The sequence below is a fragment of the Endobacterium panacihumi genome (genome assembly GCF_050847465.1).
In the GTDB taxonomy this organism is placed as follows: domain Bacteria; phylum Pseudomonadota; class Alphaproteobacteria; order Rhizobiales; family Rhizobiaceae; genus Neorhizobium; species Neorhizobium panacihumi.
The window spans coordinates 125,729-152,618 of record NZ_JBOZRA010000007.1; the positions used below are offsets into that span (position 1 = coordinate 125,729).

Below are 26,890 nucleotides of genomic sequence, written 5' to 3' on the forward strand. Positions count from 1 at the left end.
TTCTGATAATAAGGGGAACAAAAATGACCACCAGAAACAATGACTTCCATGCCAGCCGGCGCCAGGTTCTGGCCATGCTCGGAATCGGTGCCGCCGGAACGGCCCTGTCCACCATGCTCGGGCCGGGCATCGTGAGGGCTCAGGAAGCCCCAAAGGGCCAACTCGTGCTCGGCTTCTCTCAGGAGCCGACCGTTTTCAATCCCCATCTTCTCCATATCGAGGTTGATGAAGGTGTCTATTTTGCCCTTTTCGACCCTCTTTTCGGTGTCGATGAAAAAGGCGAATTTTTCCCGTGCCTTGCCGCCGAAGTACCGACGGTCGCCAATGGCGGCGTCTCCGAAGACGGGCTGAAATGGAAGGTCAAGCTGCGCGAAGGTGTGACCTGGCATGATGGCAAGCCGTTTACGGCGGAAGATGTGAAGTTAACGATCGAGCTTCTGGTCAATCCGAAATTCAACAGCTGGCGCCACACCGGCCATGAACTGGTCCGCGACATGACGGTGGTTTCGCCGACCGAACTGACCTGGACGATGGAAAAGCCATACGCGCCCTATGCGTCGATCCTGGCGTCCACCTTCATCGTGCCGAAGCATGCTTTCGACGGGCAGGCCGACCTCAACAACACGCCGTTCAACAATGCTCCGATCGGCACCGGTCCCTACAAATGGACAAAGCGCGTCGCCGGCGATTACATCGAAATGGCCGCCAATACCGGATATTACGGCGATGGTCCCTATGTCGAGCGTCTGGTCGTCAAATACATTCCGGACCTGACGGTCATGTATACCCAGTTCAAGACCGGCGACCTCGATGTCGTTGGCCTTCAAGGCATCAGCGCCGATCATTATGAGGAAGCGTCGGGCCTTGCCGACCGCGAGGTGGTGAAGGCACCGGGAAGCCCGATCGAGACCTTCTCGTTGAACCTCGCCCTGCCGGTGTTCCAGGACAAGGCCGTGCGTCAGGCGCTCTATATGGCCGTCGATAAGGCGTCGATCATCGATGCGCTTTATTTCGGTCTGCCGGTGGCGACCGAAAGCTACATGCCGCAACAGGCTTTTCATTACAATGCCGACCTGCCCAAGCACGAGTTCAACATCGAAAAGGCGAGTGCGCTTCTGGAAGAGGCAGGATGGAAGCTCGGCAGCGACGGTGTCCGCGCCAAGGACGGTCTGCGCCTGTCGTTCGAAAACTCGACGACGTCCGGCAACCATCTGCGTGAACAGATGCAGCAGTTTCTACAGCAGACCTTTGCCCAGATCGGTGCGGAGATGACGATCCGCAATCTGCCGCCGGCGGTCATGTGGGGCGACCACTGGATGATGTCGCAGTTCCAGAGTGCGATCGCCGGCATCGTCTTCCTGACGGGTGGCGATCCCGACACGTCGGATTACTTCAGTTCGAAGTCGATCGCGGCACAGGGCGGGGCAGGGCAGAACACCTGGCAGTGGAAGAATGAGGAAGTCGACAAGCTGCTTGCCGAAGGCGCTTCCATCTTCGTGCCGGAAGAGCGGAAGAAGGCCTATGCCAGGATCCAGGAACTGGCGCGCGACGAACTGCCCTTCCTGCCGCTGCACCAGTTCACCGATCTGCGCGGCTACAAAAAAGGCTTTGCCGGATATGTCGCCAACGTCAACGTGCGCATCGACAGCTGGAACGTCAACAGCTGGCGCTGGAGCTGATTGACCGGGCCGGGCCTTCGGGCCCGGCTACCTCCCCACATGACCGCGACGACGGAGATGCGAAATGCTGCGCTTTCTGCTTGGCAGATTGGGGCAAAGCCTTGTCCTGTTCCTGATTGTTTCCCTGATCGGCTTCTGCGTGCTGATGCTGGCACCGGGAGGCCCGATGTCGAAATTTGCGCTGACGCCGGGTATCAGCAAGGCGGATCTCGATCGCATTGCCCATGAAATGGGTCTCGATCGGCCGATCTTCATCCAGTATGCCGACTGGCTCTGGGGGCTGGTGCGCGGTGACTGGGGCAATTCGTTCCGGGACGGGCGACCGGTTCTCTCGATCATCGGCGGCCATATGTTCGCCACGCTGCTTCTGATGGGAACATCGACGGCGATTGCCATCGGTCTCGGTGTGTGGATCGGCATGAAGAGCGCGATCAAGCGTTATTCGGTGTTCGACTATTCGATGACGATTGCGACCATGGTCGCGCTTTCCATCCCGACATTCTGGTTCGGCCTCGTCGCTATCTACATCTTTTCGCTCAATCTCGGCTGGTTCCCGGCCGGCAACATGTACACGATCGGCGACCAGTCGTTTCTCGATTACGTGCATCACCTGATCCTGCCATCCATGGTGCTGGCGCTCGTCAATATCGCCATCTGGAGCCGCTACATGCGCTCCTCCATGCTGGAGGCGATCGGGCAGGAGTTTGTCAAAACGGCGCGGGCCAAGGGTGTTCCGACAAGAACCATCATGCGCCGCCATGTCGCCCGCAATGCACTCCTGCCGATGATCACGCTGGCCGGCATGCAGATCCCGCAATTGCTGGGCGGAGCGCTGGTCGCCGAAACCGTCTTCACCTGGCCGGGCATGGGGCGGCTGTTCCTCGATAGTCTCGGTTACAGCGACTACCCGGTGATCATGGGCCTGCTGATGTTTTCCGCGATCCTCACAGTTATCGGCAGCCTGCTGGCAGATCTCTGCTCAGCTTTTGTCGATCCCCGTATCCGGCTGGCATGAGGAGACAAACAATGGCAACCGCAGATCTCATCCTTCCGCCGCGTCCGCGCAACCGTGTCGTCGCACGTTTCATGCGCCACAAGCTGGCCGTCATCGGTTTCTTTATCGTCACGATACTCATCCTCGCCAGTATCGTCGGACCATGGCTCATTCCCTATGATCAGCTTTATATCGATCTGCGCGCCCGCAACGCTCCGCCCCTGACCGGCGCCCATATCTTTGGGACAGACCCGCTCGGACGCGATGTCGCGGCACGTTTGTTGATGGCCGGCAGGGTGTCACTCACTGCCGGCGTGGCAGCCATGCTGATCTCCACCGTGATCGGTGTGCTGGTCGGAACCGTGTCCGGTTATTACGGCGGGCGTATCGGTGCCGTGCTGATGCGCATCGTCGATGGCTTTCTCGCCTTCCCGAGCGTCTTCCTGATGCTGACACTTGCCTCCTTCATCAAGCCGAGCCCGCTGATGATCACCGTCATCATCGCGATCACCAGCTGGATGCAGGTCGCCCGCGTGGTCGATGCGGAAGTCCGCTCGCTCAGAAACCGCGAATTCGTGCTGGCGGCAACCATGCTGGGTCTTGCGCCAAACCGCGTCATGTTCCGGGAAATCCTGCCCAATGTTATGGGGCCGATCATCGTTTCGGCGAACCTGACAATCGCGAACGCCATCCTGCTGGAAGCCTATATCTCCTTCTTGGGTTACGGCATCCAGCCGCCGCTTCCCTCCTGGGGCAACATGCTCAACGGGGCCCAGCAATATCTCGACAAGGCGCCCTGGCTTGCCATCGTGCCGGGCATGGCGATCACGCTTGCCGTGACCGGGTTTAATTTCGTCGGCGACGGGCTGCGTGACGCGCTCGATGTCCACGGCGACGGAAAGTGAGGCAGCCATGACCCCTGTTTTGACCGTAACCGACCTGACCGTCAGCCTGCCGCTGGTCGCCGATCGCCCCCATGCCGTCCAGAACATATCCTTCACGCTGGAGGCCGGAGAAATCCTCTGCATCGTCGGTGAATCCGGGTCCGGAAAATCGGTGACCGCCAATGCGGTGATGGGCCTTCTGCCGCCACCGTTGAAGATCGAAAGCGGTACGATCCGTCTTCATGATCGGGAAATCCAGTCGCTCGGCGAAAAGGAGCGATCGAGTGTCAACGGCCGCGTCGTGTCGATGATCTTTCAGGATCCCCTGTCGGCCCTCAATCCGTTGATGACGGTCGGCCAGCAGATCGAAGAGGTGATGCTGACACATCCGGACGTCGCGCCACCGGATCGCTGGGCGCGTGTCATAGAACTGCTGGATATGGTCGGTCTGCCGAACCCTCCTGCCATGGCGCATCAATATCCGTTCCGGCTTTCCGGCGGTCAGCGCCAGCGCGTGATGATCGCCATGGCGTTGGCGCTCGATCCCGATCTGCTCATCGCCGATGAACCGACCACGGCACTCGACGTGACCACGCAGGCGCAGATCCTCGACATCATCAAGCGCCTGCAAAGGCAGAAGAAGATGGCGGTGATGTTCATCACCCATGATTTCGGCGTGGTGGCCGATATCGCCGACAAGGTGATCGTCATGGAAAAGGGCAGGCTGATCGAGCAGGGGGCGGCGGATGCGGTGCTGCGCGCCCCGCGCGAGCCCTATACCCAGCGCCTGCTGGCCGCCATTCCCACCATGCGCACGGAGCCGCGCAAAGCGGTGCGCGCGGATGCGCCGACGGTTCTCGACGTCAAGGATTTGCGCAAGACCTACAAGACCGGCGGGGGCCTTTTCGGCAAAGCTCGTGTCGTACAGGCGCTTGATGGCGTCAGCCTGACATTGCGCAAGGGTGAGACGATCGGGATCGTGGGTGAATCCGGTTCCGGCAAGTCCACCCTCGGGCGCATGGTGATGAAACTGCTCGATAGCGATGGCGGACAGATCATTCTCGATGGCGAGGACGTTGTGCCGCTGAAGGAAAGCAGCTTTCGGCCCAAGCGACCCTATATCCAGATGGTCTTTCAGGATCCGTTCGCCTCGCTCAACCCGCGCCATTCGATCGAACATTCGCTGATCTGCGGGCCGATGAGTTTTGGCACCTCGCTTGCCGAGGCCAGAGCCAACGCAGTGCGGTTGTTGAAGCGGGTAGGGTTGCCCGAACAGGCGCTTGAACGGTATCCGCACGAATTTTCCGGCGGCCAGCGTCAGCGCATCGGCATTGCCCGCGCGCTGATGTTCAACCCGGTTCTTCTGATTGCCGATGAAGCCGTTTCGGCCCTTGACGTTTCCATTCAGGCGCAGGTGCTGCAACTGCTCGACGAGATCCAGCAGGAAACCCGCATCTCGATGATGTTCATCACCCATGATCTGCGCGTTGCCAGCCAGATCTGCGATCGGATCGCGGTGTTGAAGCAGGGACGCCTCGTCGAATTGTCACCTGCCCACGAACTCTTTTCAGCGCCAAAAGACCCGTACACGAAAAGTCTCGTCGAAGCCATTCCGGGGTGGAGCGCCTGATGGTGGCTGGGTGTGAGATTTCCATGAGTTTTTCATCAGCAGATACAGCCGGAAGGATCAGACATGCCAAAATTTTCGCCCTTTGATGCATCCTACTGGTTCGCATCCGCACCACCCGCTCCTGATACCGGACGTCTCGCGGGAGAAAAGAAGGTCGATGTCTGCATCGTCGGTGCCGGCTATACCGGCATGACGACGGCGATCGAGCTGGCAAAAAAAGGCGTTTCGGTCGCGATGCTTGAGCGTGAAGAGGCCGGTTACGGCGGTTCCGGGCGCAATGCCGGACATTGTAGCCCTACCTTCTCCTATTACGAACTGGACAAGGTGCGCGCGCTGGTCGGCCAGCCATTTGCCGAAAGACTGATCCAGCGACAGACCCGCGCTGCCGACAAGGCGGCCGAATATATCAGCCACTACGATATCGATTGCGAATGGGTGCAGAACGGGCTCGTGATCGGTGCCATGCGGCCAGGCCATGTTCCGCATCTTCAGCACAAGACCGACAGTTACAACGCCGTTGGCGCGCGCACTCGCGTTCTCGGTCGCGATGAGGCGATCGCCATCACCGGTTCGCCGCGCATGTATGGCGGTTGGCTGCATGAGGAGGGTGCACATCTTCACCCGCTGAAATATGCCCGCGGCCTTGCCCGCGCCGTCATTTCGGAAGGCGTGTCGCTTTATACCGGTTCACCGGCAACCGGCTGCGAGCGGGTTGGCAACACGTGGAAGGTGAAAAGCAGCAACGGCCATATCATCGCCGACAAGGTGATCTTTGCCACCGGCGCCTATACGGTCGATGGCTGGCCGAAACTTGAAAAAAGTTTCCGCATCCTGCCGGTCTATGTCTGCGCCACCAATCCCCTGTCGGACAAGCTGCGTGAGACCGTTCTGCCACGCAACACCTCGATGATCGACGGTCGCGGCGATTTCTATTGCTACAAATGGTCGGCCGACAATCGCATCATCGCCTCAATGTTCCTCATGGGGCCGCGCGGCCGGGACCTCGACCACACACGCAAGGTGATGACAGACAAGCTGAAATGGCTGCATCCGCAGATCACCGAGGAAATCCGCTGGGATTATCTCTGGTTCGGCGAACTGGACATGCAATACAAAACCGTGCCGCGCCTTTATGGGCTGGCGCCTGGCGTGGTGGCGCTGACCGGCCTCTCCGGCCGAGGTGTGCCGACCGGTACGATGCTGGGCGGCATTCTGGCCGACTGGGCCACCGGTGTTGCCGAACAGGACCTCGATCTGCCAGTCGAACCGCTTCAGGAAGCGCCGTGGTGGATGGATTACGGCCCCAATTACAAGCTGCGCGAGATGCGCTTCGTCGACAATTTCATGAGCAGGCGTGGCGGCGTCGAGCTTCCCCCTCACCATTGATATCCTCCAAAGAAAAAAGGAAGAACAGATGACGATCTATGCAAAGGTCAGCGACGACACAGGCCTCATGGAAGCCGCCAAGGCCGAGGACGGAACCCAGTCCTACCGCAACATGATCTGGGTCGATGAAGGTGATGCCGACATCGCCACCAAGGCGGCCGTCTGGATCGCGCCTCCGGGCACTTACGCCTATCCCGCACGCCCGCTGGCTGAAACCTTTGTCGTCATGGAAGGCGAGGCGGATTGCCAGGTGGCCGGCGGCGAAATCCGCCGCATCGGTGCCGGTGATATCGTCACCATTCCCGTCAACGCGTCGATCTCGCTGACGGTGCTTTCGCCCTTCCGCAAGTTTGCGATGGTCGTGCCCAAGGGCGGCGCGGGCAACGCCTGATTTTTTGCCGGCCGCAGCGCGCAAAGCTGCGGCCGGATCAGGCCTGCGAGGCGATGGGGAGACAAAAGAATGGACAGGTTCGATGTTGCCGTGATCGGCGCCGGTATCAGCGGCTGCGCGACGGCCTATGCGCTGGCAAAAACCGGTGCCAGCGTGGTTCTCATCGATCGTTTTGGTCCGGCGGCCATGGCATCGGGCTGGACGCTTGCCGGTGTGCGGCAATCGGGTCGCGACCCCGCCGAAATGCCGCTCGCCATCGACGCTGTCGCCACCTGGCAGACACTGCATGAAGAACTCGGCAGCCCAACCCACTACACGCGCAAAGGCAATCTGCGGCTTGCCCGCAACGAAGCGGAATATGGGCAGATACGCGACATGGTCGCCGATCAGCAGGCCGCTGGCCTCGACCTTTCATTCCTGCCGGATAATCAGGCCGTGCGCGACATTGCCCCGGCGGTTTCGCCAGAAATTCTGGGGGCATCCTTCTGCCCGAGCGATGGTCACGCCGATCCGCAGGCAGTCAGTGCCGCTTATATGGCGGCGCTCACACGTCTTGGCGTGAAAATGCTCATGGGGGAGAATGTCGAGGCGATCGAAGTATCCGGCGGCAACGTCGCCGGCATCCGGACCGCGAGCCGCCGGTTGTCGGTCGACAGCACTGTCCTGACTGGTGGTGTCCTCGGCAACACATTGCTGGAACCGCTCGGACTTAACGTTCCGATCCGCACGCCCATGGTGGCGGTTATCCGCAGCGTGCCGATCGCCCCGGTGCTCGATCAGGTGATCGGCGTCTGCGGCGGTGACTGGGCAGGTCGCCAGGAAGCGAACGGACGGCTGCGCATCACCAGCGGCATGCTGGATTGGCAAGGAACGATGGAGACAGTGAAGACGGATGCCGGAGAGCGCCCGCTCATCCGCCCGCCACTGTCCAGTCTCGGCGAGATCATCGGCAAGCTCGATGACCTTCTGCCCGGTCTGTCCGAAACGCCGATCGAGCAATCCTGGGCGGGGCTTCTCGACCTGACATCCGATGCCCTGCCGGTGCTCGATCATGCGCCCGGCATTGATGGCCTTGTCGTCGGCATTGGGTTCTCCGGACACGGCTTCTGCCTCGGGCCTGTCACAGGCCAAATTCTTGCCGATCTCGTGACCGGGCGTCTGCCCGCACATGATCTCTCGGCATTCAGGTTCAATCGGTTTGGCGTGCGTAGCCCTCAGGCAAGGCTTGAGCTTCACGGCTAAATCTTAATAACAATCAGAATTTTCAGGAGCTTTTCAAAATGCCCGGTCCCTTTGTCGTTCCGTTTCATGGAGATACGGATCTTCCGCAGAAAGTGGATGTCGTTGTCATCGGCGGCGGCATTATTGGTGCGTCGACGACACTCGAACTGGTCGAGCGCGGTTACAAGGTGGCGCTTTGCGAGAAGGGCGGCATCGGTCATGAGCAATCCAGTCGCAACTGGGGCTGGGTGCGCATTACCCGGCGCGATCCACGCGAAGTGCCGCTGATGGCAGAAGCCCTGCGAATATGGCCGGGCATGAACGAGCGGCTTGGTCGCGACGTCGGCTATAACCGCGCCGGCATCACCTTCACCTGCCTGACCGACAGGGAAGTGGAGGATCACGAGCGCTGGATGATCAATCTCGAAGGGTATCAGCTCGATACCAAAATGCTGACGCCGCGGCAGTTTGCGGAGATGAATCCTGGCTCGAAACTCGATATCAAGGGCGCTCTCTTCACCTCGGTCGATGGCCGCGCCGAACCGCAGAAGGCAGCGCCTGCTATAGCCGAGGCTGCCCGTGATCGTGGCGCCCATGTGATGACGGAATGTGCCGTGCGCGGCATCGATACCAAGGGCGGCAAGGTGTGCGGTGTTTTTACTGAGCGCGGTTACATTGCCTGTGATGCGGCCGTGCTTGCCGGTGGCGCATGGTCAAGCCTGTTTGCCGGCAATGCCGGCATCCGTCTGCCGCAGCTGAGGGTCATCAACTCGGTCATCCGCACAAAACCGCTGGAAGGCGGTCCGGAATCGGCAATCTGGACGAACGGATTTGCCATCCGCAAACGACAGGATGGCGGTTACACTGTTGCCAACGGTTTCGAAAACATCGTCGACATTGTGCCGGACAGCTTTCGTTTCTTCCGCGAGTTCCTGCCGGCATTGGGGCACGAATGGCGCTCGCTGATGTTACGCGGAGGCCTCGGTTTCCTCGATGAGGCGCGTTTGCCACGACGCTGGAAGATGGATGAGGCCTCTCCCTTCGAATATAATCGGGTTCTCGATCCAAAGCCGTCCTTCAGCCTGCAGGACAAGGCATTGGCGAACCTGCGCAAGGCTTTCCCTGTTTTTGAAAAGGCCGAGGTGGCCCAACGTTGGGCCGGCAAGATTGATGTTACGCCCGATGCAATTCCGGTTATCTCAGGCGTTGATCACGTACCGGGATTTTTCATCGCGACGGGCTTTTCCGGCCACGGTTTCGGTATCGGTCCCGCAGCCGGTCGACTGATGGCCGACATTGTTACCGGCGCGCCGCCACTCGTTGACCCGAACAATTTCCGTTTCAGCCGCTTTGACGATGGCACAAAGATTAGAATCATCAGCGGCTTCTAAATTCGTGTGCTCCGAATATGGTTCCCGCGTTCCACCGATGCCAGATGAAGCTTTTCCCGGCTGCATCTTTTCGCCCCTGCCAGAAACGAGAGGGAGAAAAGAAATCGGCGCAGGAGCCAAGCGGGTGCATGTTGATCCGAGAGACTGCGTTGGGAGATAAAAATGATTTCGACCATCTGGCTGTTGATTATACCGCCGCGCATTTGTGTTCGAACTGCAGCTCTTTACAGAGAAATTATCGTCAAACCACTCTAAGTTATCGATATATCAGTCGTTTATGATGCGCGGTGGATGGGCCGAAGGTTCATACCTTTTCAAGAGCCTAACCAATAATCTCGATCCCCTGAAAATTCGTTCATTATCGGTGACAACAATGCAGCTGTTGGATTGCGCAATGGCAGTCACGATTGTGTCCAAGGCACTTCGTGGGCGGCCCGTCGCCTTTCCGTGTGCCATGAGCTGGCCCCAGGCCAAAGCTGCCTTTTCGTCGAACGGAAGGATGCGACCAGCAAAGAGCGAATGCAGCCCTTCGTTGCCGGCAAACCAGGCTTCAAGGGCGGCTCGCTTATTTCCCGCCGGCTTCTCAAGTATTCCTCGGTGTATTTCGGGACAGTGCGCGAAGCGGTTCACAAGTCATCGTCGGCCTGCTCGGCAATCCATGTCATCAGTTATGTCGAAGGCTCTGGTTTGGTGATTTTGCTGATAATGTTGGTGTCGAGAAAATAGGGCATTACAGATCTATCTCGCGACCTTTCCTCACGTGGCTATGTCCAGATCGGCTCCGACCATCGGTGATCGGCGGCAAGCCGGGAGAATTCCCCCTTTTTAGCGGCTCTCCGGCAAGCTGATTGCCGATAACGTCATGGCGGCGGATTAGCTACCAACTGCTAAGCCGCAACTAACGCGACATCTCCGCCCGTACCTTTGGGAGTGCTGAAACTTTACGTTCCCAAAGGCGCCTATGCATTCTTTTGCTTTCCCGACATGTAGACAATGGTGTCGATGGGCGTGTCGTTCATCGATTTCACGTCCAAGTCATCAAAAGCGTCGCGCACCAGATTGGTCAGCGTGTTGCCCGGCGGCATCTCGATAAACAGACGTTCTCCCAGTTCGTAAAGCAGCGTGGTGGAATCGTGCCACAGGACGGGATGGCTGACATTGCCGGCCAGCTCATCGGTCACGGCGTTTGCGTCGCGAAGAAGGCGCGCCGTGCGGTTGCCGACGTAATTGATTTTAGGTGCGCGGATGTCGTATTGCGTGATGGCTTTGGAAAGCGCCGTTGAAACAGGTGCCAGAAGCGGGCAATGCGACGGCACACTTACGTCCAGCCGCTGGGCACGTCTTGCGCCCTCGTCCTTTGCCAGCGTGATGAGCCGTTCCAGCGCCGAGCTGGCCCCGGTCACGACGATTTCGGCCGCCGCGTTGAAGTTCGCCAGATAAAGCGGTTCGTTGGCGCCTTCGGCAAGTTTTACCAATTGCTCAAGCCGCGCTTGGCGAAGCCCCCCGAAAGCTGCCATTCCATAGCCTGTCGGATAGCTGCACTCCATCAGCGTCGCCCGCATCTTGACCAGCGCCAGCGCATCCGCAAAGTCGATGGCGTCAGCGGCAACCGCGGCACCGAACGAGCCGATCGATATGCCGGCAACGCCGTCGGGCAATACGCCTCGGTATATGAGGGCCCGGGCACAGGCCGTGCCAGCAATCAGCAGGCCGAGTTGCACATTGACCGTGGACTTGAGCGACTCCTCGCTATCGAGGCTGAGCGGATCGGCCTTCAATGCTTCGGCGGCTTCCTGGAGCGTTTCGGAAACGCCATCCACGTCGGGCAGGGCATGCAGGAAACCGGCTGTCTGTACGCCCTGGCCGGGAAAGAAAAATGTTGTCATCGTGCTATTCCTTTGACCATGGCGTTGCGAGAAGTTTCGGGCCGGTGGCCGTGCGAACGACGACCGGGCCGGCAGTATCGGCAAATTCGATAAGGGCGGTGGCGCCGGCGGGTGTTTCCAGAAGCATGTCGCAGCGCGCGCCGAAACGGGTCGTGAGGGCGAGAAGGCTGCGGGCGTCTTCCTTTCTGATCGGCGTGTCGGCACGAAAAATGAGGTCGAGATCGCTGCTCGGCTTTGCTGTCGGTCTCCCGCTTGCCAGTTCAAAACCGACACTGCCCGTCGGACCCCATCGCAAGCCGGCTGGCGGCAACTGCCGCGTCAGTTCTCGCAGGGCCGCAAGCGCGGAAATCATTGCAAGCCTTTCGGTCGGCAGCCGGCCGATACGGCGAACGAGCGCTTCGGGTTCGAGCCGTTCGATGATGGCGGCTCGGTCCAACCAACCGCCCCAGCGCTGATGTCTTTCCTCTCCCCGGATGCCGATCGGCAGCAGTTTGTCGCGCTCGTCGGCCCGTCTGATCACGGCAAAGGCCGCAGCCGCCTGCTGCCCCGCCCACCATCCCGGCACCTCCTGCGCCTTCAGCGCCGAAGGGTCGAAACGGACGATATCATGGGGTCTGAAAGCGGCTGCGGAGACGTTCATGGGATCACCCTCAGTTCGGGGCCATAAAGGCGATGGCAATGGCAAGTGTCACAATGCTGAGCAGCGACGAGGCGACCAGCGTCGACCCGGCGACAGCCGGGCGCGAGCCATAACCGGCGCCGAAGACGAGGCCGAAAAAGCCTGCCGGGATGGCCACCAGAAGCACGACCTGACCGGCAAGCGGTTCAGGAACATGCAGTGCCTTGACGACGGCCAGCGCGATCAGCGGCTGGATGATGTTTTTCAGCGCGGCGCCGAGAACGACGTTGCCGGTGATGCGGATCGGCTGTGCGGAAAGGATCAGCCCCGTGAGGAACAGGCCCATGCCGGCGGTTGCCGCACCGATGACGCCAAGCGACTTGTCGACCAGCGGCGGCATGTGAATGCCAAGAAGGGCAAGGATGACGGCCAGAAGCGGCGCAATGAAGATCGGTTTGGAGACAGACTTGCGCAGCGCACCGAGAAAACGGGCAATGCCTGACTTGCCGGCGCCATCCTGCTTCGACAGTTCCAAGAGGGTCAATGTCAGTGGCGAGATGGTGACCGAACCAGTTGCAATCGCAACGGCCACCGGAAGCGCCGCATCGCCACCATAAACGCTGACGAGAAGCGGCAGGCCGATGGAGGCGAAGTTCGGGAAGGCGACGGTCAATGTCTGGACGGCGCCATCCGCCTGAGACATCTTCAAGACCTTGTACTGAACGACCGCCATGAAGATGAAGACGGCGAGCAGTGCGATGGCGAGTACGAGCATCAGCGATGCGTTCTGGACGATGACCTCACGCGATGTCCGCGCAATGGCCGTAAACAATGCAGCCGGCAAGGCAAACATCATCAGCGTGTGGTTCAACGAAGCGATGTTGGTGTTGTCGACGATACGTCTTTTGCCGGCAAAATAGCCGAGCAGCATGACGAAAAAGACCGGCACAAGCGCCGAGGCTATGATCATGGACATAGCAATACCCTTTCCCTGACCGCCGGGTTACCCCGCGGTAGATTGATTGATGTGAGGAAAAATTCTTAAAAAACAGGACCTTCTGCCGATGGCCGGAAAAATTGACCGGGCAGGACGGCCGGCACCCCGGCGTTATCCTCAGGAGTGCCGCCCCTCATCGGTTTAGACGGCGTCAGCCCACTGGGCCGCGAGCCGTTTGCGAACCTCTATCGAAGCTGCGCGGAAATTCTGCGCCGCCGCGGATGTCAGGCGATTGCTGAGATCGCGTTTGCCGCTCTGGCGAACATCGGCGACGCAGGCCGCCAGCACGTCGCGGACCTTGCCGATATCGGCTGCCGATGGCTGGCCGGCATCAACACCGGTGATCAGCCCGTGCAGCATGCCAAGCTTGGCATAGTTGCGGATGTCGTAGGACATCGGCGGCACCTTCTCGCCCATTTCGTCGAGTTCGGAAACTGGACGGCGGGTGATGCGGGCTGCGGCCTGCCTGCCCATGGCATGGACCAGCACATCCTTGTCGTCGAGGGCAACGATGCAGTTGGCCTGATAACCCTGTGCCAAGAAGGCACCGGACATGGCCTTGCCGACGAGCAGCGAAATGACCGGGTGGCCGGCAAGACGCGCCTGAGCGTAGGCATCGGCGGCGGCCGCGCAGGCCAGCTGGATGCCCAGCATTTCCTCACGGCGGCCATAGGCCTGGCTCGTCACATCGACGACGGCAACGATTGGCCGGGGTGTGCCATTCCTGTCGGCGGCGATGGTTTCGCGCACCAGCTTGGCGAGAATCCAGCCCTGTTCGAGGCCGACTTCGCCGTTGCGGGCACGCGGAAAGCGGTTGTCGGGATCCGGCACCACGGCGATGAAACGGGCGGTGTCTTTACCCAGAGGCGCATCGGCATAAAGAACCGAAGGCTTTCCAAAGGCGGCTTCGCCATCGGTATTGGTCAGTTGGCCGAGCCACAGGCGGCCACGGCTGAGAGGAGCGTTGCTCATTTCGTTTCTCCTTTTCCCCATGCGGCACGCAGAGCCAGAGGCTCGGCAGGACCGGCGGGATCAAAAGCTTCAAGCTTGGCCAGGTATTCCTCGACACAAGCGCTGCGCGGCTGCTCAACGACACCCTGACGGAAGGCGGCACGAACCGCCTTGGCAATGGCGTCCGCATCGTCTTCGACCAGCGTATCGGCCTGACCGATTGCATAACGTTGCTCGCCGCCGATCAGGCTCCAGATCAGCTTCTTGTCGGAAGCATCCAGTTCCTGAATACCGGCTTCCTGCTCGATCACTTCCGGGCCGTTCATGCCGATACGGCCCTGCCGGGTGACGATCAGATGGCTGCACAGCGAGGCCGCAAGCGACATGCCGCCGAAGCAGCCGACCATGCCGGCAACGACGCCGACGACCGGCACATGTGAGCGCAGAGCGACGATCGCCGCATGGATTTCAGCAATCACCGCGAGGCCAAGATTGGCTTCCTGCAGACGCACGCCGCCAGTTTCGAACAGGATGACCGGCTGGATCGGGATACCGTTTTCATGATCCTTCAGCGCCTGCTCGAGCGCACCGGCGATCTTGGCGCCGGCGACTTCACCCATGCTGCCGCCCTGAAAGGCGCTTTCGATGGAGGCGATGATGGCGGGCTTGCCGTCGATCTTGCCCTTGAGGAGAACGACACCGTCATCGGCCTGGGTAACGATGCCCTGCTGCGGCAGCCAGGGCGAGGTCAGGCGATCGAACGGGCCAAGCAGGACACGGCCGGTTCCCTCATCAAGGATCGAGGAGGCGCGTTTTGCAGCACTCAGTTCTATGAAGCTCTTGCGGGAAAGGAACTGCTCCCAGTCGGGGCGCGATTGTTGGGCGTTGCTCATTTCGAGGCCTCCACAGCTTGGCGCATACGCAGGGCGACCATGCCGGGCGTCGCGCCGAAATCATTGATCTCAATGGATGCTGCACCGTCGAACTCGGTGAAGAACCGGTCGATGACATTCTTCCAGATCTGGGCATAGCCATTGACACTGGTGGTCACCACGACATGCGCCACACCATCTTTCGAAGGTTCGATCAGAACCTCCAGATCACCGGAGCCGACGACGCCGACATGTACCTTTCCGGCAAAGGCGGATTTCGCGGCCGGATAATCGTATTTCAGGATTTCCATAGGAATATCTCCATCAGTTGCGGGTTGGCGCAGCAGCGCTGGCAACCCGATCGAGGAAAAGAGTGGCCGCCAGCATATCGGCGGCCCCTCCCGGAGAGGCGTTGAACGCCATCAGTTCGTCATGCAGGCGCAGGAGCCTGGACATGCCAGCTTCGCTCGCACTTCCGCCGAGGCCGAGCACACGGCCAGCACCGGCTTTTGCCAGATCGAGCGCCGGCTTGCCGCCCCTGTGCAGCAGGCAGGTGTCGTCGAGGCTGGCCATGATCGCCATCAGCGCATCGAGGCGGGCAAATTGCTCACCCACGCCGTTACGCCGAGCCTGCCGCAAGGCCGGCAATCCGACGTCGGCAACATGGGGAAAGCCCAATGCCGCCTCGCCGCGTGCGCCCGGCACGCCATAGCTCGCTGCCACCCTCTGCCCATGTGAGGGAGCCGAGGGGATGAAGCGGTCCGGCAGGCGTGAAATCCTGCCGGCCAGAGCGGCGATATCGCTGGCACGGTTGCGGGGGCGCATGACAGCGGCCGCAAGCAGAAGGCCGACCGCCCAGATGGCGCCCCGGTGGGCATTGCTGCCACCGGTGGCCGCCATCATCGCCGGTTCGCCGGCGCGACCGATGGCCGCCAGATCCTCACGCAACGAACGATCCGGCACTCGGCCCTCGGCGCAAAGCGCCATGGCAAGGAAGGTCGGATGCAGCGACCGCGCGGAGCGGCACATGCTGTCGAGCGTCAGGTCGTCATGGGCACCGGAACCCCGGCTGTCGACGAGAGCGGGCTTGGGGCCAAGCTCGACCTCGTCGATCAGCGCCTCGACGGCCCGGTCGGCGAGCCATATGGCTCTCGGGCTGTTGAGCGGGGCGGGCTTGGTGGCATTCGCGCCACCGTGGGCGAAGGCTATCGTCATCACCGTGACCTCCGCTTACCAGCTTCTGAACTGCGGCGGCGGCGTGTAGAGACCTCCGGACCAGGCAACGAGATCATCGATGCTGCGCGCCGCGAGCAGGGACCGGTTGGCCTGATTGCGGCTGACATTCAGGTCCTCGGGAAGGGCGACAATGCCTCTTGCGCGAAGATCGGCGCTCTTTTTCGGGTTGGCCCGGCGCCCGAGTTCGGTTGCACCCGCAATGGCGGCAATCGCCTCGCGGCGTTCCTCGCCATCCACCTTGTAGACGTAGGCGATGCCTTCCTCAGTTACGACATGGGAGACGTCGTCGCCGTAGATCATCACCGGTGCGATCGGCATGCCGCTCTTCTTGCCAACCTCGATGGCATCAAGCGAATCGACAAAAGCCGGTTCCCCGCCTGCCTTGAAGGTTTCGAGTGTCTGCACGACCAGCTTCTTGCCGCGGGCGATCGGCTCGTCCTTGGTCATCAGGCTCAGCCATGCCTCGCTGGAATGGCGACGGCCATGCGGATCGCTACCCATGTTCGGAGCGCCGCCGAAACCGGCCAGACGGCCGAGCGTGACGGTCGAGGAATTGGCGTCGGCATCCATTTGCAGGGTCGAGCCGATGAACAGGTCTACGCCATATTGCCCGGCCAGCTGGCAGAACACGCGGTTGGAACGCAGGCTGCCGTCATTGCCGACAAAGAACACATCGGAACGGGCCCGAATGTAATCTTCCATGCCCACTTCGGAACCGAAGCAGTGGACACTATCGACCCAGCCGCTTTCGATTGCCGGAATCAGCGTCGGATGCGGATTGAGCGTCCAGTTCCTGCAGATCTTGCCCTTGAGGCCGAGCGACGTGGCATAGGTCGGCAGCAGCAGCTCGATGGCTGCCGTGTCGAAACCGATGCCGTGGTTGAGGGCGGTCACGCCGTGACGCTCATAGATGCCACGGATGATCATCATGCCCATGAGGATCTGCAACTCGCCGATATGGCGCGGATCACGGGTGAACAGCGGCTCGACGGCAAACGGCTTGTCGGCTTCTACCACCATGTCCACCCAGGAGGCGGGAATGTCGACACGCGGCAGTTCATCAACGATCTCGTTAACCTGCGCGACCACGATGCCGTGGCGGAATGCCGCCGCTTCAACGATGGCCGGCGTGTCTTCGGTGTTGGCACCAGTGTAAAGATTGCCGTGGCGGTCAGCCTTGACCGCGCAGACAAGCGCCACATTCGGCGTCAGATCGACAAACATGCGGGCGTAGAGCTCAATATAGGTGTAGATCGCGCCGATCTCGAGTTTGCCGTCTTCCAGCAATTGCGCCACCCGCAGGCTTTGCGGCCCGGCGAAGGAAAAATCCAGCTTGCGGCAAATGCCGCGTTCGAACAGGTCCAGATGTTCACGTCGGCTGATCGTGGAAATCAGCAGATGAATGTCGTGAAGCTTGGCAGGATCGGCTTGAACAAGCGATCGGGAGAGGAAGTCGGCCTGTTTCTGGTTGTTGCCTTCCAGCGCGACGCGGTCGCCGGGCTGAATGATGGTTTCCAGCGCCGCGACGATATCACGGGCTTTCAGGATCTTTCCGTCGAGGTACGAAGCCGCGGCCTTCAGCCGTCTCTTCTTTTCATCACGACGGGTGGTCCAGGAGCGCTCCATGGGAGCAAGTGTCTGAATATCCATAATGGCATCCTCGGTCATTGAAGAGGATGAAGCGCGTGCCAACGACGTGTCGAGCCCTTGAGGCGCTGCTTCGTGAACCCGGCCAAACGGCTGGGATGCGTCCAAACGTACTCTTTTTGTGTTTTTATGCAATATCCTTGTATACAATAAATCGATGCACATTTGGTCGCGTCTTGCTTAACGTCGACATTGTAGGTTATCTGCCCGCATAATGAGGGTGGTGACGGGGAAAAGGAGTGGCGACGTGACACGCAAACGCTCGGAACATATTCAGGAAAGCCTGGAGGACGACATCGTTACAGGTCGTATTGCGCCCGGAACACGGTTGGAGGAGGTGGAACTGGCTACCCGCTTCGACACGTCGCGGACCCCGGTGCGGGAGGCGCTCCACAAGCTTGCCGCCGCAGGGCTTATCCAAATCCTGCCGCGCAAGGGTGCAATCGTTCCGCGCGTCGAGCCGCAGACCGTGCTGGAAATGTTCGAGGTTATGGCTGAAATGGAAGCCGCAACCGCCCGGCTCGCCGCCCGGCGGCTGACGGATGTCGATCGCGTCGCGATTGCCGAAACGCTGGAGGACTGTCGCAGCGCCGCTCTCAACGACACGCCCGACGCCTATTATCACCGCAATGAGGAGTTCCATCAGTCGATCTACCGAGCAAGCCACAACCTATATCTGCAGGAGCAATGCAATGCATTGCTGCTCCGGCTTAGCCCTTTTCGGCGCTTACAGTTGCGCCTTCCCAATCGCATCGTCTCCTCGCTGGATGAGCACGAGGCGCTGGTGGCGGCCATTTTTGAAACTCGCCACGACGATGCAGCCCGCATCGCCCGCGATCACGTTCAGGTGCAGGGCAGCGGCTTCAACGATTTCGCGGCCCTGCTGCGCTCTCAGCAACGGGGCTGATACAAGGCGCTTTGAGCAGACAAAAAGGTGATCAGTTGAGGCACGCGATCACGCTAGGTTTCGCACTGAAGCCAATAGCTCAGGGCCATGCAGTCGATTCGGCAGCTTGTCAGCCCCCGTGGTGCTGCCTCCGTATCCCACAATCTCACGGATAAGTTCATGTCGGACTGGAAAGCCGCCCATGCGGATGGCCAAGTCGTCGCCCGCGATCTGTCTAAGGATGTGTTGCCCCATGTCACCATGGATTGGCTCGCCGCCTATTTCACCCCGCCGCAGGCGCTGACACCTGAGATGTCGGCACAACTTGCTCTGTCCAATACCCTGGTGCAGGAGCTGCTGGATGCAGACGAGATCGTAATCTCGACGCCGGCTACAATTACAATATTCCCGCCAGCCTCAAGGCTTGGGTAGATCACATTGTACGCAAGGGGCTTACGCTCGGCTTCGACGGTGCGGGACTGGTAACCGGTAAGAAGGCGACCCTCATCATCGCATCAGGCGGCGCTTACAGCGAAGGCTCCCCGATCGCGCACCGCAATATTGCCCATAATTACAGGAAGCTGATCCTGAATGTCATTGGGATTACCGATGTGTCCGTTATTCACGGCGAAAATGCCAAATCCGTCGACATGGACCAGTCCACGATGCATGATTTCGTAGACAGCTACGCGGCGCAAATCAAACAATTGGCGTTGAGCTAAACACCTGGAAATCACCGTGTGTTTCTCGACTGGACCGGTCTTTAAAGACGAAGGACCGGTCCAGCTTTTCGCATTTCTTTCGTGTTGTCAGGCTGGTTTGTTTCAGATTTCGCATCAAGCAATCTGAACGCTGAAGCCGCCATCAACCATGAATATCGATCCGACAACAAAGCTTGCACGGTCCGATGCGAGGAACGCGACGGTCTCGGCGATCTCACGCGATTCGGCTGAGCGCCCAATGGGCGCAGCCTTTCCGTGGTCGGCCAAAAACTCCCGGCCGTCATCGCGGAAGGTATGGAGCAGGTTGGTGACCACGTCTCCCGAGCCAACCGCATTGACCCTGATGCCATGGGGAGCCATCTCCAGTGCAAACGCCCTGGTCAATTGCGCGACCGCGCCTTTAGAGGTCGCATAGGGTGCAATACCCTCGAACGCGAAGAAGGAGGCGTAGGAGGCGATGTTGACGATGGCCCCCTGTTTGTTGGGAAGCATCGCTCTGGCGGCCTCCCGGGAAAACAGGAAATAGCCGGTAGCATTGATCGCCATGACCTTTTCCCATTCCTCGCGGGTCGTATCGACCACAGACTGGTAGTTGATGTAGCCGGCATTGTTGACGAGGATGTCGAGCTTGCCGAACCGCTCGATGGCGGTAGCGACGGCCTTTTCAGCGCTGCCATCTATCGTCACGTCGGCAACCAGCGGCACGAGGTTGGCGGAAGCCATTCCGTCTACGGACTTGTCCTTATCGACAGCGACCACCATGGCCCCTCGTTCGACAAACAGTTCGGCAACCGCGCGTCCGATACCGCTTGCCGCCCCGGTGACGATCGCCACCTTGCCGAGAACCTCATCTGGACTGTTGTTGTCAGCCATCTGCTTTCTCCAATATATCCTAATTTTCCAGGAAGCGTTGGCGGAAGTTTACCAGGGATAAGCCCCATCGGGCCCGGTGAAACTCCCGGTCGGGCTTTCCATGTCCAACGCGGCGAGGACAAGCGGCCGGGCTCCAACCTCGACACTGTCCGTGCCCTGGAAATCGTTGATGGCGGTTGCTGTGTAGCCTGGGCCAGCCGCCCGAACCTTGATGCCGGAATCCTCAAGTTCGATGGCAAGCGCCATTGTGATCGCATTAAGTGCGGTCTTGGAGGCGGAGTAGGTGACGCCGTACGAAGGCCGAAAAGGGAAACTCGGATCGGCGTTGAGGGTGAGCGATGCTACTCCGCTCGAAACATTCACAATACGTCCAGCGGACGACAGTCGGATCAGGGGTAGCATCGCCTGCGTAACGGCGAGCGCACCGAAAACATTCGTCTCGAAGACAGCGCGGACTTCGTCCACCGGCGCAACACTTGCCACGCTCGCGGCAATGACTTCCTCACCCGATCCATAACGCCCTGATTGGACGATCCCGGCGTTGTTGATCAGGAGGTCGAGACGGCCGAATTCGGCCTTGATGCGCTCGGCAGCATTGGCGATGCTCTGCGCATCTGTCACGTCGAGCTGGATGGCCACTGCGCCATCGCCGATCTCTTCGGCCGCTTTCTGCCCGTTTGCGAAATCACGCGATCCGACGAGCACGGCGTAGCCGTTTTTGACCAGTTCCCTGGCGACCTGCTTCCCAAGTCCTTTGTTGGCCCCGGTTACCAGGGCGGTCATCTTCTCTTGCATTTTTGACATCCTCTGCGCTGCATGCCTTCGCAATGTGCGTGGGCTTGTCTCCACAGAGCTAGTTCGTCTCGAACGTTGCGGAAGGCCGTAACGGGACTAACTTCTATTCCCTGATGGAATAGGCACCGTGAATACGGAGACTTGGCTCCTCATCGATGCACTGCATGATGAAGTCGCTTACGACCCTTACCCGATGCGGGATCCGGCTGCTGCTATAGACCGCATGGAGGGGAAATGGATCGGTAACGAAATTGACGAGCAATTCGATAAGCTCGCCGGAACGAAGATCAGCTTCAAACAGGGTTCGGGCGCTCTGGACGATCCCGAGACCGGCAAGAGCGGCTGCGCGCATGTCAGCAGGACTATTGGCGCTGAACATCCCAGCGCCCGGGGACAGCGTATTCCGCTCGCAATTGGTAAATTGCCAGTCGATGATTGCGGCAAGATATCGGTTCGGCAGGAGATGGTGATCGGCAAGGTCCGAAGGCCTCATCGGCACGCCGTGGCGAGCCAAGTAAGCAGGGCTTGCAACAGTTGCGATCCGCATGGAGCCTATCCGGCGCGCGACGAGTCCGGAGCTGTCAAGGTGGCCGACACGGATGGCGAGATCGAGACCCTCCTGGACCAGGTCGGCATACCGTTCCGAAACGACGAACTCGACGGTGACATCGGGGAAGCGCTGATAGAAATTGGGCAGTTTCGGCACGATCACCATGCTCGTGAGGATCGGCGGGACTGCGACCCGAACGGCACCGCTTGGTCGGTCGTGACTATCGCCCACCCGGCTCTCTGCGTCATCCAGATCGCCCAGGAGGCGAGCGGCGGCCTGATAAAAATCGAGGCCCGTTGATGTCGGTCGCAGCGCACGCGGCGTTCGGATGAGCAATTGTGCGCCAAGCCGACGTTCCAGCGCCGCGATTTGCTTGCTGACTGTCGGCTGCCCAACCCCCAGCTCGCGGGCAGCCTGGGAGAAGCTTCCACTCTCAACGACACGAACAAAGAACTGCAATCCTGCGAGCCTATCCATTCTTGAAGAGAATAGGGCGCACAGGTCTATCGGCTAGCCCGAGGCGATGACTGTCTGGCGCATCGCGTCCATTCTACCTCCGGCTTGAAGCGGACACTGGTGGTCGCAAACATCGGCGGAAATTTTAGGCCTCCGACACGGCGGCACGCATCATGGAGGCGCCGTCACGATCTACTGTAGCAGTCTCACGAAATTACTGGCCGCACGCCCGTCGCGTTCTGCGTCGGCTCCACGACCTCCCTCAACAGCCGCTTTGACGGCAAGGGCGATAGCCTGTCCGCGATACTCGGATGCGAGGGCCGCCCCTCGACCGAACAGATCAGGGTTCAGCGTCCAGGGAAGATAGCCGTATCCGATGCTCCGGCGATCGGTGGAGGAATAGCGCCTCTACGCGCCCCCGGTGCTCATTTCCCCACTCGCAAAGAGGAAGTAGCGCTTCGACGAGCGTCATTCCGAACGGCGTGATCGTGTACTCAACCTTTGGCGGCACTTGCTGATAATCGTGGCGGACTAGCACCTCGGCAAGCACCAGCTCTCGTAGTTGCTGAATGAGCACCTTTTCGCTGATGCCCCTGACCAACCGCTTGAGGTCGCCGAATCGCTTCGGTGCGCCGCGCAGGTGATAGAGGATTAGCGTCTTCCATTTACCGCCCATCACGACCAACGCGACGTCCAACCCGCAATCGGTCTCGTTCATGCGTACCAGATTTTTCATACTTACCTTTTGGTGGGTTCTATCACTATCGACGGTATAACCCATATACTGAACCTCAGATAGAGGAGATCGATATGAACAGGCTCAGGGGCAAGGTTGCGGTAGTTACAGGCGGCAACAGCGGCATCGGACTTGCGAGTGCCAAGCGGTTCGCGGCAGAAGGCGCGCGCGTTTTCATAACCGGTCGTCGACAGGCAGAACTCGATGCGGCGGTGGCCCAGGTGGGGGGCATGGCGCGCGGCGTGCAAGGCGATGTGGCGAAATTGGCTGATCTCGACAGGCTGTACGAAGTCGTACGCGAAGAGGCTGGCCGCATAGATGTACTATTCGCAAATGCGGGAGGCGGCGCGTTTCTTGCGCTCCCTGATGTCACCGAGGAGCATTTCGACCAAGCCTTCAACACGAATGTCAAAGGAACTCTGTTCACGGTGCAAAAGGCGCTGCCGTTGCTCGTGGACGGCGCATCGGTCATTTTGACCGGCTCGACCGCTGCCAGCACGGGGTCACCGGCCTTCAGCGTCTATGGTGCGAGCAAAGCAGCGATCCGCAGCTTTGCTCGCAACTGGATTATGGACCTTGCGCCACGACGAATCCGTGTGAACGTCCTCGTGCCCGGAGCCACTTCGACGCCGGGCTTGCATGGACTTTCCTCGAGCGATGAAGAGGACCGAGCTTTCGTCGCGGCGATGGAGGCGCAAATCCCGCTGGGTCGAATGGGAACAGCAGACGAGATCGCCGCGGCAGCGTTGTTCCTGGCGTCAGACGAAAGCAGCTTCGTTAACGGCAGCGAACTGTTCGCCGATGGCGGACTGGCGCAGGTTTGACAAGCCTGTCTCCTTCGCTCCTCTGCGCAGCTCACTCCCCGTCACAAATCGAATTGTCCGACTTTGAACGCCTTGGTGCTTGTTGCAACTTGGAGAAACTAAAGTGAAGACTTTTCATTACCGTACGAAGTTGAGTGGAGCCGCTGCGCTCATGGCAAGGCCCCTAGCGGGGCGAGCACAATCTCGGGCGTATAGTACCGCCAACAAACGAAGCGGTCGTCAGAGAGCTCTATCGCGTCGCCGAGGCCGATTCCGTGATCTGCCGGATGATACGCGCAGGATTTCCGCCGACCAACGTCATCGGTGGCACGTCCCTGATGACGATGGCGCCGGCGGCCACCACGCTGCCCTGACCGATCGTTACGCCTGGGAGAATCTGTGCGCCAGCACCGATCCAGACATTGTCTTCAATCGTGACAGGATAGGCGTATTCGAGCCCCTTATTCCGGCGTTCTGCATCGAGGGGATGGCCGGCACAGCAGATATGGACGTTTGGCGCGATGAACACGTTGTCACCGATCGTCACCTTCGTGCAATCGAGGATGACGAGGTTCACGTTGGCGTAAAAATTCTCTCCGAGAGAAATGTTGAAACCGTAATCGCAGTGGAAGGGCGCCTCGATAACAAAATTCTCGCCCGTCTTGCCGATCAGCGAACGAAGAATCTCGCGGCGCCTTTCGCCTTGACTGGGCGGCGTGTGATTAAATTCAAACAGGGCGTTCTTTGCAGTATCGCGCTGGGCAAGGACTTCGGGATCGTAGTTCGCGTCGTAGAGCAAGCCAGCGGCCGCCTTTTCCATTTCTTTCATAGGTCTTCCTTTCATTTTAGCGGCATGGCACCGCGAGGGTCACGTGAGGTCGTGGAGGTCTTTTCCGATTGCCGGACCGAGCTGCCATTCAGAGAACCGCACTTCCAGACCCGACCGTTCCGGCGTGCAGCACATGGGGCCAACGAAATACTTGGAAACTTCTGGGAACGGGCAGAGGCGCACCAATGGCCACATCTTGCCGTCGCTGGATGCCTGGATCCTCAATACGCCGTCCTGGACAGTCACGCGCATCCAGAAGTCGGACGGGTTGCCGGTGTATTGTCCCGTTGCCCAATCCGAGGTCTCGTTGGTCAGGACGCTGCCAAGCAGCCCGTACCCGTCTGAGAACTCTAGCCCGGTTTTGACCCAGCGACGATCGTCGATCCTGACCATGAGGCCCGCCTGGTCGTAAAGGTGGTCAAAGCGGGCCTGGATCCGGACTTGTGCGGTAAACCCGTCTGCCGTCTCGAAGGCATAGAAATGACCATTATCGCGGACAAATCCATAATGCGTCTGGCGCCAGAAATCGGTGTTCGGGTCGGTTGTCACCAGAAGTTCATCATTCGTGACGGTGAAAGTCTGTGGCTGGTTATGCCAGTGACCATCTTTGAGTGTTTGCATGTGCGGCTCCTTATCCGGCCTGACTGATGGCGTGCGTGCGCGATTTCGCCGCCGGAGCAACGACGGTGGCGGCGATGACCAGCCCAAGCACGACCAGCATAGCATTACGAAGGCCGTAGCTCTCTCCGATCAACCCGAGCAGCGGCGGCCCGACGAGGAAAGCGATGTAACCCCCAATGGTCACGACCTTCACCCTTCCTGTCGAATTTGCACCGGAGTCACCTGCCGCTGAGATTGCGACCGGGAAACCAAGGGAGGCGCCAATGCCCCAAAGGAAAACCGACAATCCGGCAAGCACAGGATGATGGGAGAAGATTACGAGACCGAGACCGATTGCTCCGAGAAAAGCGCTTGCCCGGATGACAGCGACCCTTCCAAAGCGTTCGAGGAAAAAGCCGCCGGTGAAACGGCCCACAGTCATGGCCGACGCGAAAAACAGAAACACAAGCGATCCTGTTGTCGGAGAGAAACCGTGTTCATCAACCATCAGGATCGGCAGCCAATCATTTGCGGCTCCTTCCGCAAGCGCCATGGCAAGACCGATGACGGCAATCGCGAGCAGTCGGGGATCGCGCCAGAATGCATTGTCATCCGTTGATTGAAGATCAACCGTTTCGCGGGGCGCCCTTGCCTCTCCCGCAGGGATGTGGCGGATAAAATGGAGGATCGCCGGTGTGATAAGGACTGCGACGATAGCAAGGTGCCATTCCACGGGCAGCGCGACTGCATTCGCTATCAGCCCAACGACCGCGCCGCAGACCGTGCCGAGACTGAAACATCCGTGGAGGGCATGCATGAGCGGCCTGCCGGATTGCTTCTCGACCAGCGCCCCATCGATGTTGATTGCGATCTCCGCTAGGCCCATGCCGAGCCCGAACAGGCCAAGGCCGAGGGCAACGATGATGGCTACACCGCCCCAGGTGCCGGCGGCGATCGTAGCGATGCCCGCGGCCACCAGCCACGTGCCGATATTGGCAACGGCTTTCGTCCCCATCTGGCTCACGAGCAAGCCCGACAGCAGGATCCCGGCCATCGAGCCGATCGACAGCCCGAGAAGAACGAAGCCCATTTCTGCTATTGAAGCCCCGATGCGATCTCTGATTGCGGGCGTGCGCGTCACCCAGGATGCCATCGCGACGCCCGGTATGAAGAAAAGCACGAACAGAGTGAAACGCCGTTGGGAAATTGAGGGCATCGCGAACCTTTGATCTGGCATTTTGCGGCGATATATGTACGAGTGTACACAAAGTCAATGATAGGGCGATGGGGCGGGACGTGGAAGCAAACAAGCCTAGCGGGCGGTCGCCGAACGATCCGGAACGCCGGGATCGGATAATCGAGGCGGCCCTTGTAACCATCGCGAAACTGGGCGTTGCTGATACCAGCCATCGTCGCATCGCCGAGGTGGCCGGCGTGCCGTTGGGATCGCTGACCTACTATTTCAAAGGGCTGGATGACATCATTGGTGCGGCTTTCGAACGCCTTGCGGAGCAAGTGTCTGGGCGTTTCACTGCAGTGTTGAGAGGGGCGCGAAACAAGCAGGAGGCAAAATCTGCCATTGTCAGCTTTCTCTCGGAAGTGTCCGAGCGAAAGCACAATGAGATGGTGCTGAGCTACGAGCTCTATGCCTATGCGTCCCGCCGCCCGGCGCTGAAACCCATCATGCTAAGCTGGATGGCTGCAAGTCGAACGGCGCTCGAGGCGCATTTTACACCGGCGCAAGCGCGGGTGCTTGACGCGATGATCGAGGGTGTCACGATTCACAATGCCACCAGCCCTAGTCTTATAGGACGAGAAGAAGTTGAGGATTTGATCGAAAAACTGTCCCAGTGATT

General features: G+C 59.8%; 28 protein-coding genes and 1 pseudogene. 13 read left to right on the forward strand and 16 right to left on the reverse strand.

Annotated elements, in window-relative coordinates; genetic code table 11:
- Positions 1-23: 23 nt before the first annotated feature.
- From ACRQ1B_RS24060 to ACRQ1B_RS24095, 8 genes are all read left to right on the forward strand, one after another.
- Positions 24-1,679, forward strand: a complete 1,656-nt coding sequence (locus tag ACRQ1B_RS24060; protein WP_432296662.1) for a peptide ABC transporter substrate-binding protein — start codon at positions 24-26, stop codon at positions 1,677-1,679.
- A gap of 64 nt (positions 1,680-1,743) precedes the next feature.
- Complete coding sequence (locus ACRQ1B_RS24065) at positions 1,744-2,694, forward strand: ABC transporter permease (protein WP_432296663.1); 951 nt, start codon at positions 1,744-1,746, stop codon at positions 2,692-2,694.
- A gap of 11 nt (positions 2,695-2,705) precedes the next feature.
- Entirely contained in the window at positions 2,706-3,578 is an 873-nt protein-coding gene (locus tag ACRQ1B_RS24070) for an ABC transporter permease (RefSeq protein WP_432296664.1), read from the forward strand.
- A 7-nt stretch (positions 3,579-3,585) separates the two neighbouring features.
- Positions 3,586-5,187: an ABC transporter ATP-binding protein gene (locus ACRQ1B_RS24075; protein ID WP_432296665.1), complete on the forward strand. Its 1,602-nt coding sequence runs from the start codon at positions 3,586-3,588 to the stop codon at positions 5,185-5,187.
- A 63-nt stretch (positions 5,188-5,250) separates the two neighbouring features.
- Entirely contained in the window at positions 5,251-6,573 is a 1,323-nt protein-coding gene (locus tag ACRQ1B_RS24080; protein WP_432296666.1) for an NAD(P)/FAD-dependent oxidoreductase, read from the forward strand.
- 28 nt (positions 6,574-6,601) lie between these two features.
- Entirely contained in the window at positions 6,602-6,964 is a 363-nt protein-coding gene (locus tag ACRQ1B_RS24085) for a cupin domain-containing protein (protein ID WP_432296667.1), read from the forward strand.
- A 69-nt stretch (positions 6,965-7,033) separates the two neighbouring features.
- Positions 7,034-8,206: an NAD(P)/FAD-dependent oxidoreductase gene (locus ACRQ1B_RS24090; RefSeq protein WP_432296668.1), complete on the forward strand. Its 1,173-nt coding sequence runs from the start codon at positions 7,034-7,036 to the stop codon at positions 8,204-8,206.
- Positions 8,207-8,244: 38 nt separating this feature from the next.
- Positions 8,245-9,576, forward strand: coding sequence for an NAD(P)/FAD-dependent oxidoreductase (locus ACRQ1B_RS24095; protein ID WP_432296669.1), 1,332 nt, complete (start codon positions 8,245-8,247; stop codon positions 9,574-9,576).
- 267 nt (positions 9,577-9,843) lie between these two features.
- Here the strand turns inward: ACRQ1B_RS24095 and ACRQ1B_RS24100 are convergent, their stop codons facing one another.
- Positions 9,844-10,032, reverse strand: a complete 189-nt coding sequence (locus tag ACRQ1B_RS24100; protein WP_432296801.1) for a hypothetical protein — start codon at positions 10,030-10,032, stop codon at positions 9,844-9,846.
- Between the two features lie 63 nt (positions 10,033-10,095).
- Here ACRQ1B_RS24100 and ACRQ1B_RS24105 point away from each other — a divergent pair, with 63 nt between their 5' ends.
- Positions 10,096-10,302, forward strand: coding sequence for a hypothetical protein (locus tag ACRQ1B_RS24105; protein ID WP_432296806.1), 207 nt, complete (start codon positions 10,096-10,098; stop codon positions 10,300-10,302).
- 233 nt (positions 10,303-10,535) lie between these two features.
- Here ACRQ1B_RS24105 and ACRQ1B_RS24110 read toward each other — a convergent pair whose 3' ends face one another.
- From ACRQ1B_RS24110 to mdcA, 8 genes are all read right to left on the reverse strand, one after another.
- Positions 10,536-11,462: a malonate decarboxylase subunit epsilon gene (locus ACRQ1B_RS24110; protein ID WP_432296670.1), complete on the reverse strand. Its 927-nt coding sequence runs from the start codon at positions 11,460-11,462 to the stop codon at positions 10,536-10,538.
- Positions 11,463-11,466: 4 nt separating this feature from the next.
- Complete coding sequence (locus tag ACRQ1B_RS24115) at positions 11,467-12,102, reverse strand: malonate decarboxylase holo-ACP synthase (protein ID WP_432296671.1); 636 nt, start codon at positions 12,100-12,102, stop codon at positions 11,467-11,469.
- A 10-nt stretch (positions 12,103-12,112) separates the two neighbouring features.
- Positions 12,113-13,057 carry an AEC family transporter gene (locus ACRQ1B_RS24120; RefSeq protein ID WP_432296672.1) on the reverse strand — a complete coding sequence of 315 codons (945 nt, stop codon included), beginning with the start codon at positions 13,055-13,057 and terminating at the stop codon, positions 12,113-12,115.
- Positions 13,058-13,219: 162 nt separating this feature from the next.
- Positions 13,220-14,050: a biotin-independent malonate decarboxylase subunit gamma gene (mdcE, locus tag ACRQ1B_RS24125; RefSeq protein ID WP_432296673.1), complete on the reverse strand. Its 831-nt coding sequence runs from the start codon at positions 14,048-14,050 to the stop codon at positions 13,220-13,222.
- Positions 14,047-14,922 carry a biotin-independent malonate decarboxylase subunit beta gene (locus ACRQ1B_RS24130; protein ID WP_432296674.1) on the reverse strand — a complete coding sequence of 292 codons (876 nt, stop codon included), beginning with the start codon at positions 14,920-14,922 and terminating at the stop codon, positions 14,047-14,049. Before ACRQ1B_RS24130 ends, mdcE begins: the two co-directional genes overlap by 4 nt.
- Complete coding sequence (locus tag ACRQ1B_RS24135) at positions 14,919-15,212, reverse strand: malonate decarboxylase subunit delta (RefSeq protein ID WP_432296675.1); 294 nt, start codon at positions 15,210-15,212, stop codon at positions 14,919-14,921. Before ACRQ1B_RS24135 ends, ACRQ1B_RS24130 begins: the two co-directional genes overlap by 4 nt.
- A 13-nt stretch (positions 15,213-15,225) precedes the next feature.
- Entirely contained in the window at positions 15,226-16,116 is an 891-nt protein-coding gene (locus ACRQ1B_RS24140; RefSeq protein WP_432296676.1) for a triphosphoribosyl-dephospho-CoA synthase, read from the reverse strand.
- A 15-nt stretch (positions 16,117-16,131) separates the two neighbouring features.
- Entirely contained in the window at positions 16,132-17,787 is a 1,656-nt protein-coding gene (gene mdcA, locus ACRQ1B_RS24145; RefSeq protein WP_432296677.1) for a malonate decarboxylase subunit alpha, read from the reverse strand.
- A 244-nt stretch (positions 17,788-18,031) separates the two neighbouring features.
- Here mdcA and ACRQ1B_RS24150 point away from each other — a divergent pair, with 244 nt between their 5' ends.
- Both ACRQ1B_RS24150 and ACRQ1B_RS24155 read left to right on the forward strand, forming a co-directional pair.
- On the forward strand, positions 18,032-18,691 hold the full coding sequence (locus ACRQ1B_RS24150; RefSeq protein WP_432296678.1) for a GntR family transcriptional regulator: 660 nt from the start codon (positions 18,032-18,034) through the stop codon (positions 18,689-18,691).
- Positions 18,692-18,850: 159 nt separating this feature from the next.
- A pseudogene (locus tag ACRQ1B_RS24155) lies at positions 18,851-19,392 on the forward strand (FMN-dependent NADH-azoreductase).
- Between the two features lie 114 nt (positions 19,393-19,506).
- Here the strand turns inward: ACRQ1B_RS24155 and ACRQ1B_RS24160 are convergent.
- The 4 genes from ACRQ1B_RS24160 to ACRQ1B_RS24175 all read right to left on the reverse strand — a co-directional run bounded on the left by ACRQ1B_RS24160 (position 19,507) and on the right by ACRQ1B_RS24175 (position 22,802).
- Positions 19,507-20,265 (reverse strand): SDR family NAD(P)-dependent oxidoreductase, encoded by a 759-nt coding sequence (locus tag ACRQ1B_RS24160; protein WP_432296679.1) that lies wholly within the window; start codon positions 20,263-20,265, stop codon positions 19,507-19,509.
- A gap of 48 nt (positions 20,266-20,313) precedes the next feature.
- Entirely contained in the window at positions 20,314-21,060 is a 747-nt protein-coding gene (locus ACRQ1B_RS24165; RefSeq protein WP_432296680.1) for an SDR family NAD(P)-dependent oxidoreductase, read from the reverse strand.
- Between the two features lie 103 nt (positions 21,061-21,163).
- Positions 21,164-22,087: a LysR family transcriptional regulator gene (locus ACRQ1B_RS24170; protein ID WP_432296681.1), complete on the reverse strand. Its 924-nt coding sequence runs from the start codon at positions 22,085-22,087 to the stop codon at positions 21,164-21,166.
- Between the two features lie 319 nt (positions 22,088-22,406).
- Positions 22,407-22,802 carry a winged helix-turn-helix transcriptional regulator gene (locus ACRQ1B_RS24175; protein WP_432296682.1) on the reverse strand — a complete coding sequence of 132 codons (396 nt, stop codon included), beginning with the start codon at positions 22,800-22,802 and terminating at the stop codon, positions 22,407-22,409.
- 74 nt (positions 22,803-22,876) lie between these two features.
- Between ACRQ1B_RS24175 and ACRQ1B_RS24180 the strand changes: the two genes are divergently transcribed.
- A complete protein-coding gene (locus ACRQ1B_RS24180; protein ID WP_432296683.1) occupies positions 22,877-23,626 on the forward strand; it encodes an SDR family oxidoreductase in 750 nt (249 codons plus the stop codon).
- 229 nt (positions 23,627-23,855) lie between these two features.
- Here ACRQ1B_RS24180 and ACRQ1B_RS24185 read toward each other — a convergent pair whose 3' ends face one another.
- From ACRQ1B_RS24185 to ACRQ1B_RS24195, 3 genes are read right to left on the reverse strand one after another with little or no spacing between them, the layout of a single operon-like run.
- Positions 23,856-24,434 carry a sugar O-acetyltransferase gene (locus ACRQ1B_RS24185; protein WP_432296684.1) on the reverse strand — a complete coding sequence of 193 codons (579 nt, stop codon included), beginning with the start codon at positions 24,432-24,434 and terminating at the stop codon, positions 23,856-23,858.
- A 39-nt stretch (positions 24,435-24,473) separates the two neighbouring features.
- Complete coding sequence (locus ACRQ1B_RS24190) at positions 24,474-25,055, reverse strand: DUF1349 domain-containing protein (RefSeq protein WP_432296685.1); 582 nt, start codon at positions 25,053-25,055, stop codon at positions 24,474-24,476.
- Positions 25,056-25,065: 10 nt separating this feature from the next.
- A complete protein-coding gene (locus tag ACRQ1B_RS24195) occupies positions 25,066-26,271 on the reverse strand; it encodes an MFS transporter (RefSeq protein WP_432296686.1) in 1,206 nt (401 codons plus the stop codon).
- Positions 26,272-26,330: 59 nt separating this feature from the next.
- Between ACRQ1B_RS24195 and ACRQ1B_RS24200 the strand changes: the two genes are divergently transcribed.
- Positions 26,331-26,888 (forward strand): TetR/AcrR family transcriptional regulator, encoded by a 558-nt coding sequence (locus tag ACRQ1B_RS24200; RefSeq protein ID WP_432296687.1) that lies wholly within the window; start codon positions 26,331-26,333, stop codon positions 26,886-26,888.
- Positions 26,889-26,890: the final 2 nt, after the last annotated feature.

What these genes read in the sequence shown, in the direction of transcription:
- ACRQ1B_RS24085 (WP_432296667.1), top strand. Translation starts at nt 6,602, where the DNA reads ATGACGATCTATGCAAAGGTCAGCGACGACACAGGCCTCATGGAAGCC.
- ACRQ1B_RS24060 (WP_432296662.1), top strand. Translation starts at nt 24, where the DNA reads ATGACCACCAGAAACAATGACTTCCATGCCAGCCGGCGCCAGGTTCTG.
- ACRQ1B_RS24095 (WP_432296669.1), top strand. Translation starts at nt 8,245, where the DNA reads ATGCCCGGTCCCTTTGTCGTTCCGTTTCATGGAGATACGGATCTTCCG.
- ACRQ1B_RS24170 (WP_432296681.1), bottom strand. Translation starts at nt 22,087, where the DNA reads ATGGATAGGCTCGCAGGATTGCAGTTCTTTGTTCGTGTCGTTGAGAGT.
- ACRQ1B_RS24180 (WP_432296683.1), top strand. Translation starts at nt 22,877, where the DNA reads ATGAACAGGCTCAGGGGCAAGGTTGCGGTAGTTACAGGCGGCAACAGC.
- ACRQ1B_RS24115 (WP_432296671.1), bottom strand. Translation starts at nt 12,102, where the DNA reads ATGAACGTCTCCGCAGCCGCTTTCAGACCCCATGATATCGTCCGTTTC.
- ACRQ1B_RS24090 (WP_432296668.1), top strand. Translation starts at nt 7,034, where the DNA reads ATGGACAGGTTCGATGTTGCCGTGATCGGCGCCGGTATCAGCGGCTGC.
- ACRQ1B_RS24065 (WP_432296663.1), top strand. Translation starts at nt 1,744, where the DNA reads ATGCTGCGCTTTCTGCTTGGCAGATTGGGGCAAAGCCTTGTCCTGTTC.
- ACRQ1B_RS24130 (WP_432296674.1), bottom strand. Translation starts at nt 14,922, where the DNA reads ATGAGCAACGCCCAACAATCGCGCCCCGACTGGGAGCAGTTCCTTTCC.
- ACRQ1B_RS24190 (WP_432296685.1), bottom strand. Translation starts at nt 25,055, where the DNA reads ATGCAAACACTCAAAGATGGTCACTGGCATAACCAGCCACAGACTTTC.
- ACRQ1B_RS24140 (WP_432296676.1), bottom strand. Translation starts at nt 16,116, where the DNA reads ATGACGATAGCCTTCGCCCACGGTGGCGCGAATGCCACCAAGCCCGCC.
- ACRQ1B_RS24080 (WP_432296666.1), top strand. Translation starts at nt 5,251, where the DNA reads ATGCCAAAATTTTCGCCCTTTGATGCATCCTACTGGTTCGCATCCGCA.
- ACRQ1B_RS24100 (WP_432296801.1), bottom strand. Translation starts at nt 10,032, where the DNA reads ATGGCACACGGAAAGGCGACGGGCCGCCCACGAAGTGCCTTGGACACA.
- ACRQ1B_RS24075 (WP_432296665.1), top strand. Translation starts at nt 3,586, where the DNA reads ATGACCCCTGTTTTGACCGTAACCGACCTGACCGTCAGCCTGCCGCTG.
- ACRQ1B_RS24105 (WP_432296806.1), top strand. Translation starts at nt 10,096, where the DNA reads ATGCAGCCCTTCGTTGCCGGCAAACCAGGCTTCAAGGGCGGCTCGCTT.
- ACRQ1B_RS24120 (WP_432296672.1), bottom strand. Translation starts at nt 13,057, where the DNA reads ATGTCCATGATCATAGCCTCGGCGCTTGTGCCGGTCTTTTTCGTCATG.
- ACRQ1B_RS24070 (WP_432296664.1), top strand. Translation starts at nt 2,706, where the DNA reads ATGGCAACCGCAGATCTCATCCTTCCGCCGCGTCCGCGCAACCGTGTC.
- mdcE (WP_432296673.1), bottom strand. Translation starts at nt 14,050, where the DNA reads ATGAGCAACGCTCCTCTCAGCCGTGGCCGCCTGTGGCTCGGCCAACTG.
- ACRQ1B_RS24195 (WP_432296686.1), bottom strand. Translation starts at nt 26,271, where the DNA reads ATGCCAGATCAAAGGTTCGCGATGCCCTCAATTTCCCAACGGCGTTTC.
- mdcA (WP_432296677.1), bottom strand. Translation starts at nt 17,787, where the DNA reads ATGGATATTCAGACACTTGCTCCCATGGAGCGCTCCTGGACCACCCGT.
- ACRQ1B_RS24135 (WP_432296675.1), bottom strand. Translation starts at nt 15,212, where the DNA reads ATGGAAATCCTGAAATACGATTATCCGGCCGCGAAATCCGCCTTTGCC.
- ACRQ1B_RS24175 (WP_432296682.1), bottom strand. Translation starts at nt 22,802, where the DNA reads ATGAAAAATCTGGTACGCATGAACGAGACCGATTGCGGGTTGGACGTC.
- ACRQ1B_RS24185 (WP_432296684.1), bottom strand. Translation starts at nt 24,434, where the DNA reads ATGAAAGAAATGGAAAAGGCGGCCGCTGGCTTGCTCTACGACGCGAAC.
- ACRQ1B_RS24160 (WP_432296679.1), bottom strand. Translation starts at nt 20,265, where the DNA reads ATGGCTGACAACAACAGTCCAGATGAGGTTCTCGGCAAGGTGGCGATC.
- ACRQ1B_RS24110 (WP_432296670.1), bottom strand. Translation starts at nt 11,462, where the DNA reads ATGACAACATTTTTCTTTCCCGGCCAGGGCGTACAGACAGCCGGTTTC.
- ACRQ1B_RS24165 (WP_432296680.1), bottom strand. Translation starts at nt 21,060, where the DNA reads ATGCAAGAGAAGATGACCGCCCTGGTAACCGGGGCCAACAAAGGACTT.